General features: G+C 70.9%; 9 protein-coding genes. 8 read left to right on the forward strand and 1 reads right to left on the reverse strand.

The features are described 5' to 3' along the window. Positions 1-66 precede the first annotated feature (66 nt). From ACFY1P_RS03515 to ACFY1P_RS03535, 5 genes are all read left to right on the forward strand, one after another. A complete protein-coding gene (locus tag ACFY1P_RS03515; RefSeq protein WP_361533092.1) occupies positions 67-1,674 on the forward strand; it encodes an acyl-CoA carboxylase subunit beta in 1,608 nt (535 codons plus the stop codon). A 21-nt stretch (positions 1,675-1,695) separates the two neighbouring features. Further along, positions 1,696-1,902 (forward strand): acyl-CoA carboxylase subunit epsilon, encoded by a 207-nt coding sequence (locus ACFY1P_RS03520; protein ID WP_361533089.1) that lies wholly within the window; start codon positions 1,696-1,698, stop codon positions 1,900-1,902. A gap of 125 nt (positions 1,903-2,027) precedes the next feature. Continuing rightward, complete coding sequence (gene mmpB, locus ACFY1P_RS03525) at positions 2,028-2,159, forward strand: morphogenic membrane protein MmpB (protein ID WP_390749550.1); 132 nt, start codon at positions 2,028-2,030, stop codon at positions 2,157-2,159. Positions 2,160-2,260: 101 nt separating this feature from the next. Beyond that, positions 2,261-3,727 (forward strand): peptidoglycan D,D-transpeptidase FtsI family protein, encoded by a 1,467-nt coding sequence (locus ACFY1P_RS03530; protein WP_390749533.1) that lies wholly within the window; start codon positions 2,261-2,263, stop codon positions 3,725-3,727. 29 nt (positions 3,728-3,756) lie between these two features. Then, positions 3,757-4,359 (forward strand): Maf family protein, encoded by a 603-nt coding sequence (locus tag ACFY1P_RS03535; protein ID WP_390749534.1) that lies wholly within the window; start codon positions 3,757-3,759, stop codon positions 4,357-4,359. Positions 4,360-4,455: 96 nt separating this feature from the next. Here ACFY1P_RS03535 and ACFY1P_RS03540 read toward each other — a convergent pair whose 3' ends face one another. After that, positions 4,456-4,746: a hypothetical protein gene (locus tag ACFY1P_RS03540; protein ID WP_361533081.1), complete on the reverse strand. Its 291-nt coding sequence runs from the start codon at positions 4,744-4,746 to the stop codon at positions 4,456-4,458. Between the two features lie 217 nt (positions 4,747-4,963). Here ACFY1P_RS03540 and ACFY1P_RS03545 point away from each other — a divergent pair, with 217 nt between their 5' ends. The 3 genes from ACFY1P_RS03545 to ACFY1P_RS03555 form a co-directional block, all read left to right on the forward strand. After that, positions 4,964-5,530, forward strand: coding sequence for a DJ-1/PfpI family protein (locus ACFY1P_RS03545; protein ID WP_361533078.1), 567 nt, complete (start codon positions 4,964-4,966; stop codon positions 5,528-5,530). 90 nt (positions 5,531-5,620) lie between these two features. After that, positions 5,621-6,385, forward strand: coding sequence for an IclR family transcriptional regulator C-terminal domain-containing protein (locus ACFY1P_RS03550; RefSeq protein ID WP_361533075.1), 765 nt, complete (start codon positions 5,621-5,623; stop codon positions 6,383-6,385). 390 nt (positions 6,386-6,775) lie between these two features. Next, on the forward strand, positions 6,776-7,609 hold an 834-nt coding region (locus ACFY1P_RS03555), incomplete at its 3' end, for a biotin carboxylase N-terminal domain-containing protein (RefSeq protein WP_390749535.1).

The following is a 7,609-nucleotide window of genomic DNA, read 5'->3' on the forward strand; positions in this document are numbered from 1 at the left end:
CACGCGGATACGCTACGAACCGGTAGCCCAGTCAGCCCCCTCAGGACGAGCAGGAGCCGCATCCCGATGTCCGAGCCAGACACCACTCGTGGATCCGATATCGACATCCACACCACCGCGGGCAAGCTCGCGGACCTCCAGCGCCGGATCGAGGAGGCGACGCACGCGGGCTCCGCTCGGGCGGTGGAGAAGCAGCACGCCAAGGGCAAGTTGACGGCCCGCGAGCGCATCGAACTGCTCCTGGACGAAGGTTCCTTCGTCGAGCTGGACGAGTTCGCCCGGCACCGCTCGACCAATTTCGGCATCGAGAAGAACCGGCCGTACGGCGACGGCGTCGTCACCGGCTACGGCACCGTCGACGGCCGGACGATCTGCGTCTACTCCCAGGACTTCACGATCTTCGGCGGTTCGCTGGGCGAGGTCTACGGCGAGAAGATCGTCAAGGTCATGGACTTCGCGCTGAAGAACGGCTGCCCGGTCGTCGGCATCAACGACGGCGGCGGCGCGCGCATCCAGGAGGGCGTGGTCGCCCTCGGCCTGTTCGCCGAGATCTTCCGCCGCAACGTGCACGCCTCCGGGGTGGTCCCGCAGATCTCCCTGATCGTCGGCCCCTGCGCGGGCGGCGCGGTCTACTCCCCCGCGATCACCGACTTCACGGTGATGGTCGACCAGACCTCGCACATGTTCATCACCGGCCCGGACGTCATCAAGACCGTCACGGGTGAGGACGTCGGCTTCGAGGAGCTGGGCGGCGCCCGCACGCACAACACCACCTCGGGCGTGGCGCACCACATGGCGGGTGACGAGAAGGACGCCATCGAGTACATCAAGGCGCTGCTGTCCTACCTCCCGTCCAACAACCTCTCCGAGCCGCCGGCCTTCCCCGAGGAGGCCGAGCTGGGCATCTCGGACACCGACCGCGAGCTCGACACCCTGATCCCGGACTCGGCGAACCAGCCGTACGACATGCGGACCGGCATCGAACACGTGCTGGACGACGGTGAGTTCCTGGAGACCCAGGCGCTGTTCGCACCCAACATGATCACGGGCTTCGGCCGGGTCGAGGGCCACCCGGTGGGCATCGTCGCCAACCAGCCGCTGCAGTTCGCCGGCTGCCTGGACATCAACGCGAGCGAGAAGGCGGCCCGGTTCGTCCGGACCTGCGACGCGTTCAACATCCCGGTGCTCACCTTCGTGGACGTCCCCGGCTTCCTGCCGGGCACCGACCAGGAGTACAACGGCATCATCCGGCGCGGCGCCAAGCTGATCTACGCCTACGCGGAGGCCACGGTCCCGCTGATCACGGTGATCACCCGCAAGGCGTTCGGCGGCGCGTACGACGTCATGGGCTCCAAGCACCTCGGCGCGGACCTCAACCTCGCCTGGCCGACCGCCCAGATCGCAGTCATGGGCGCCCAGGGCGCGGTCAACATCCTGCACCGCCGGACGATCGCGGCCGCGGACACCCCGGAGGAGCAGGAGGAGCTGCGCGCCAAGCTCATCGCCGACTACGAGGACACCCTGCTGAACCCGTACGCGGCCGCCGAGCGCGGCTACGTCGACGCGGTGATCATGCCGCACGAGACGCGCGCCCACATCGTGCGCGGGCTGCGGGCGCTGCGGGACAAGCGCGAGTCGCTGCCGCCGAAGAAGCACGGCAACATCCCGCTGTAACAGGCCGTCGAGGAGCTGACCATGATCAAGGTCGTACGGGGCAACCCGACCCCCGAGGAGCTGGCCGCCGCCCTGGCGGTGGTCCAGGCCCGCGCGGCGGCGGGGGCGGCCGCCGCGCCGGAGGGCACCGCCCGCACGGAGTGGGCCGACCCGGCCCGCCGCGTCACGGCCCGGCGCACGCCGCGCCCGGGCCCGCGCTCCTGGCGGACGTCGTACTGGCCGGCCTGACGGCTCGCGCGCCGGGCCCCGCCGCGGGCCCGGCGCACGGCTTTTCCCGGAGTTGACCCGCGCACCGGCCTGACTGAGTACCCGTACTCAGGCGCCGAGCCGCGCAGCGCACGAGCATGGACAGCATGCTGTGGTCGGATCCGCCCGAAGAACCTCCCGAGGAGCTGCGCGAAGTCCAGGCGATGCTCCGCCGGGCGGGCTTCGTGCTGGCCGTCGGCGTGGTGGCCCTGTTCGTCCTGCTCGGGCTGCGCCCCTGACGCCACGGGCGACACGCCCGGCTTCCGCACGCCCGCAACCGAAAACGCCGCATTCACGTCATCCCCAGTGAATTGCCGCGATTCCGGGAGTGCGTCACACCATGAACAAACCCGTGCGTCACATATCCGTCTTCGTCGGGGTGCTGGTGCTCGCCCTACTGGTCCAGGCGACACTGGTCCAGTTCGTGCGTGGCGACGAGCTCTCCGGCAACGAGCACAACCGGCGCACGAAGATCGCCACTTTCTCCCAGCCGCGCGGCAACATCATCGTCGGCGGCGAGGCCGTCACCGGCTCCGTGGAGAGCGAGAGCAGCGACCTCAAGTACAAGCGCACCTACAAGGACGGCGAGATGTACGCCCCGGTCACGGGCTACTCCTCGCAGATCTTCTCCAGCACGCAGCTGGAGAACCTCAACGACAAGCTGCTGAGCGGCCGGGACGACAAGCTCCTCTTCCAGCACACCACCGACATGCTCACCGGCAGGAAGCCGCGCGGCGGCGACGTGGTCACCACCATCGACCCCAAGGCGCAGAAGGCGGCCTTCGAGGGCCTCGGCAAGTACAAGGGCGCCGTCGTCGCCCTCGACCCGCGCTCCGGCAAGGTCCTGGCCCTCGCGTCGACCCCCTCGTACGACCCGTCGGTCTTCGCCGGTGACCGCACGAAGGACGCGGACGCCTGGAAGAAGCTGGAGGCCGACAAGAACAAGCCGCTGCTCAACCGGGCACTCAAGGACCGCTACCCGCCGGGCTCCACCTTCAAGATCCTCACCGCGGCGGCGGCCCTGGAGCACGGCGTCGTCTCGGACATCGACGCCAAGGGCGACGCCCCCACGCCGTACAAGCTCCCCAACACCACCACCTACGTCCGCAACGACGTGCAGACCCCGGACTGCGACAAGGGCTCCCTGAAGTCCGGTCTCCAGTGGTCGTGCAACAACGTCTTCCTCGACCTGGCGGACAAGCTCGGTGTCGACAAGATGCGCGAGACGGCGGAGAAGTTCGGCTTCAACGACCCCAAGGTGGACATCCCCGTCCGGGCCGTCGAGAGCGTCTACCCCAAGAAGCTCGACCGCCCGCAGACCGCGCTGACCGGCATGGGCCAGGGCAGCCTCGACAGCACCCCGCTCCAGATCGCGATGATGACCGCCGGGCTCGCCAACGACGGCAAGCTGATGAAGCCCTACATGGTGGACGAGCTGCGCGGCCCGGACCTGAGCGTCCTGGAGAAGCACAAGCCCGAGGTGATGTCGCAGGCCGTCTCCGCCGACACGGCGAAGAAGGTGCAGTCGATGATGGAGAACACCGCCCGGAACGGCACCGGCAAGAAGGCCCTGATCGACGGCGTGACCGTCGGCGCAAAGACCGGCACCGCGCAGCACGGCGTCAACAACGAGAAGCTGCCGTACGCCTGGTTCGTCTCCTACGCCAAGCAGGGCGACGGCTCGCCGGTCGCGGTCGCGGTCTTCATCGACCCCGAGGGCTCCGGCATCGACCGCGACGAGATCTCCGGCGGTGGCCTCGCGGGCCCCATCGCCAAGAGCGTCATGCAGGCCGTGCTCAAGAAGTAGCGTCGCGGCGCCGCTCTACGATGGCGGGCATGACCGCTCAGCGCCGCCTCGTCCTGGCTTCCCAGTCCCCCGCCCGCCTCGGGCTGCTCCGCAACGCCGGGCTCGCGCCCGAGGTGATCGTCAGTGGGGTGGACGAGGACGCGATCACCGCCCCGACGCCCGCCGAGCTCGCCCGGGTGCTCGCCGAGGCCAAGGCCGCGGCGGTCGCCGCGCGGGCGGAGGCCGCGGGCGCGCTGGTCGTCGGCTGCGACTCCGTGCTGGAGCTGGACGGGCAGGCGCTCGGCAAGCCGGCGGACGCCGAGGACGCCACGGCCCGCTGGAAGGCGATGCGCGGCCGCTCGGGGGTGCTGCGGACCGGCCACTGCGTGACCGACACCGCCACGGGCCGGAGCGTCTCGGCCACGGCCTCCACGACCGTGCGGTTCGGCGAGCCGACCGACGCCGAGATCGCCGCGTACGTGGCCTCCGGCGAACCGCTGCACGTCGCGGGCGCCTTCACCCTGGACGGCCGGTCCGCGCCCTTCGTCGAGGGCATCGACGGCGATCACGGCAACGTCATCGGCCTGTCGCTCCCGCTGCTGCGCGCGCTCCTGGCCGAGCTGGGGATCTCCATCACGGACCTGTGGGCCTGACCCGCACACGCTGATCCCGCACACGCCTGCCCCGCACATGCCGGACGCCGGCACGGACCGGATCGCGGCCCGTACCGGCGTCCCGGTGGTCCATCGCTAGGCCGGCACGAGACCCGTGACCGGCGCCAGCAGGCCCAGCGCCGGGTCCAGCGCCTTGGTCACCTGGGTGATCTGACCGAGCTGGTTCAGCTTCTCCAGCTGCTTCGTGCCGTCCGGGGAGATGCTGGTCGGCGGCTTGTCCGGGACCGTCCCCATGTTCGGTGGAGCGACGGTCTCCCCCGCGTTCGAGGTGGGCGTATGCGGCATGGGCGCGGCCGAGGCGACGGTGGCGGTCATGGTGAGGGCGGCGCCGGTGAGAACGGCGGCGGCTGCAATGCGCTTGATCATGCCCCTCCAACGAGGTCGGCGCGAGGGGGTCACCATTCCTTGCGCCACTCGGGGGGCCGTCCCCTCCAGAAGGCGCGGGCGGCCGTACGGGCGCGGGCCGCGCGCCCGAAGTCGGCGGGGCCGCCGCGCCGTTGACCGGGCGGCGGGCGAGGCGACGGTTTTCCCTTCGGCGCCCCGGCGCATATTCGAAGGTAGCCGACCCCAAGGAGCGCCAGCCATGCCGAGGATCCTCATCACCACCGGCGACGCAGCCGAGGACCTGGAGGTCATGTACCCCTACCAGCGCCTGCTGGAGGAGGGCTACGACGTCGACATCGCCGCACCCACCGTGAAGAACCTCCAGTTCGTGGTGCACGACTTCGTGTCCGACTTCGACACCTACACCGAGAAGCCCGGCCACTGCTGGCCCGCCGACATCGCCCTCGCGCAGGTGAACCCCGCCGACTACGCGGCCGTGGTGATACCGGGCGGCCGGGCGCCCGAGTTCCTGCGGCTGAACACCGACTTCCGGCGGATCGTCACGGCCTTCTTCGCCGCCGACAAGCCCGTGGCGCACATCTGCCACGCGGTGGTCGCCCTCGCCCCGCTGGGCGTGCTCCAGGGCCGCAGGACCGCCGCCTGGCCCGCGTGCGAGCCGGACGTGCGGCTGGCCGGGGGCACGTTCGTGGACGCCGAGGCGGTCGTGGACGGCAACATGGTCTCCGCCCGCGCGTGGAACGACCACCCGGCCTGGATGCGGGCGTTCGTCGACCTCCTGCGGGAGAAGGCGCCGCTCAAGGGCTGACACGGGCGCTCCCGGGCGCTGTGCCAAGCTGGAGGGTCCACGTCCGCATTCCGCTTCCATGCGCAGGCGCCCGAGGGAGCCCCCGCCGTCATGCCCCAGTCCGTCGACCGTGCCCTCGACCTCCTCGACGCCGTCGCGGGCTCCGCCGGACCCGTGACCGCCAAGGCGCTCGCGCGGCGGACGGGCTGCGGGCTGTCCACGGTGTACGAGCTGCTGGGCGCCCTCACGGCCCGGGGCCACGTCGTGCGGACCGCGGGCGGCTACACCCTCGGCCATCGCGTGCCGGCCCTGCACCGCGCCTTCCAGCGGCAGATGCGGATGGACGACGAGGTGCACGGGCTGCTGCTGTCGGCCCGGCGGGCCATGGGCGCGGACACCTACTTCAGCACCTACCGGGACGGGGGCATCACGGTCCTCGCCGGAACTTCCGCTTCCGTTCCCGCCACGGGCGGCTTCGGCGTCGGCCAGGACTCCGACGGGCACGCGACGGCCCACGGCAAGGTGCTGCTCTCCGCCCTCCCGCGCGCCGCCCGGCTGCGCTATCTGGCGGGGACCGGCATGCGGGCCATCACGCCCCGCACCATCACCTCGCCCGAGCTGCTCGACGTGGAGCTGAGACGGGTGCGGCGCGAAGGGGTCGCGGTGGAGATCGAGGAGTGCGCGCCGGGAGTGGCGTGCGTGGCGGTGCCCGTACCGACCGCCGGCGGCGGCCCGATGACGGCCGTCTCCGCCGCGCTGCCGCTGGACGACTTCCACCGGCACAGGCGAGAGCTGACCGAGACGCTGCGCCATGTGGCGACAGAGGCGGGGAAGTTGGCTGCCCGTCAGTGCGCCGGAGATCCGCCCGCGCACTGAGCGGACCGGAACGCTCCGCTCGGCCGGGTGGTTACCGGCAGGTAGACGCAGGATCCGCGCTACCCGTGGGTACACCGGAGAAAAGGGAGGGAAGACGCGGGGCCCCGCGTCCACCGCGACAGTCCGGCGATCGCGCAAACTTTGGGCCACCCCTTCGTAGGGAGTCAACAAAGAATGCGCACCGCACCTGAGGATCATTGATCGAGACCTTGCCCACACGGGCGGACCGCCATCGGCCGTGGAACCCGGCGTACCGTGGGAGAACTGGGATTTCCGACCCGTTCCCGGGCCGCCTTTCACGCTCCGTGTGGGCAAGCTCACCCCGGGAGTCGGGTCGGCACAGAGTGTTGCCTGTACCTAAACTCACCTTGTTTCAAGGAGGGAGCCATCGTGCGCAAGGTGCTCATCGCCAACCGTGGCGAAATCGCTGTCCGCGTCGCTCGTGCATGCCGGGACGCCGGGATCGGAAGTGTGGCGGTCTACGCCGATCCGGACCGGGACGCGGTGCACGTCCGCGTCGCCGACGAGGCGTACGCGCTGGGCGGTGACACCCCCGCGACGAGCTACCTCGACGTGGCCAAGGTGCTTGCCGCAGCAGCCGAATCCGGCGCGGACGCCATTCACCCCGGATACGGGTTCCTGTCCGAGAACGCGGAGTTCGCGCAGGCGGTGATCGATGCGGGGCTGACCTGGATCGGCCCGCCGCCGCAGGCCATCCGCGACCTCGGCGACAAGGTGGCGGCCCGTCACATCGCCCAGCGCGCCGGCGCCCCGCTCGTCGCGGGCACCCCGGACCCGGTCTCGGGCGCGGAAGAGGTCGTGGCCTTCGCCGAGGAACACGGCCTGCCCATCGCCATCAAGGCCGCCTTCGGCGGCGGCGGACGCGGCCTGAAGGTCGCCCGCACCCTCGAAGAGGTCCCCGAGCTCTACGACTCCGCCGTCCGCGAAGCCGTCGCCGCCTTCGGCCGCGGCGAATGCTTCGTCGAGCGCTACCTCGACCGGCCCCGCCACGTCGAGACCCAGTGCCTGGCCGACAAACACGGCAACGTCGTCGTGGTCTCCACCCGCGACTGCTCGCTGCAGCGCCGCCACCAGAAACTCGTCGAAGAAGCCCCCGCACCCTTCCTCACGGAGGAGCAGAACGCCGAGCTCTACCGCGCCTCCAAGGCCATCCTGCGCGAGGCGGGCTACGAGGGCGCGGGCACCTGCGAGTTCCTCGTCGGC

Origin of the sequence: Streptomyces sp. NPDC001407 (assembly GCF_042895325.1) — a bacterium.
Taxonomy (GTDB): domain Bacteria; phylum Actinomycetota; class Actinomycetes; order Streptomycetales; family Streptomycetaceae; genus Streptomyces.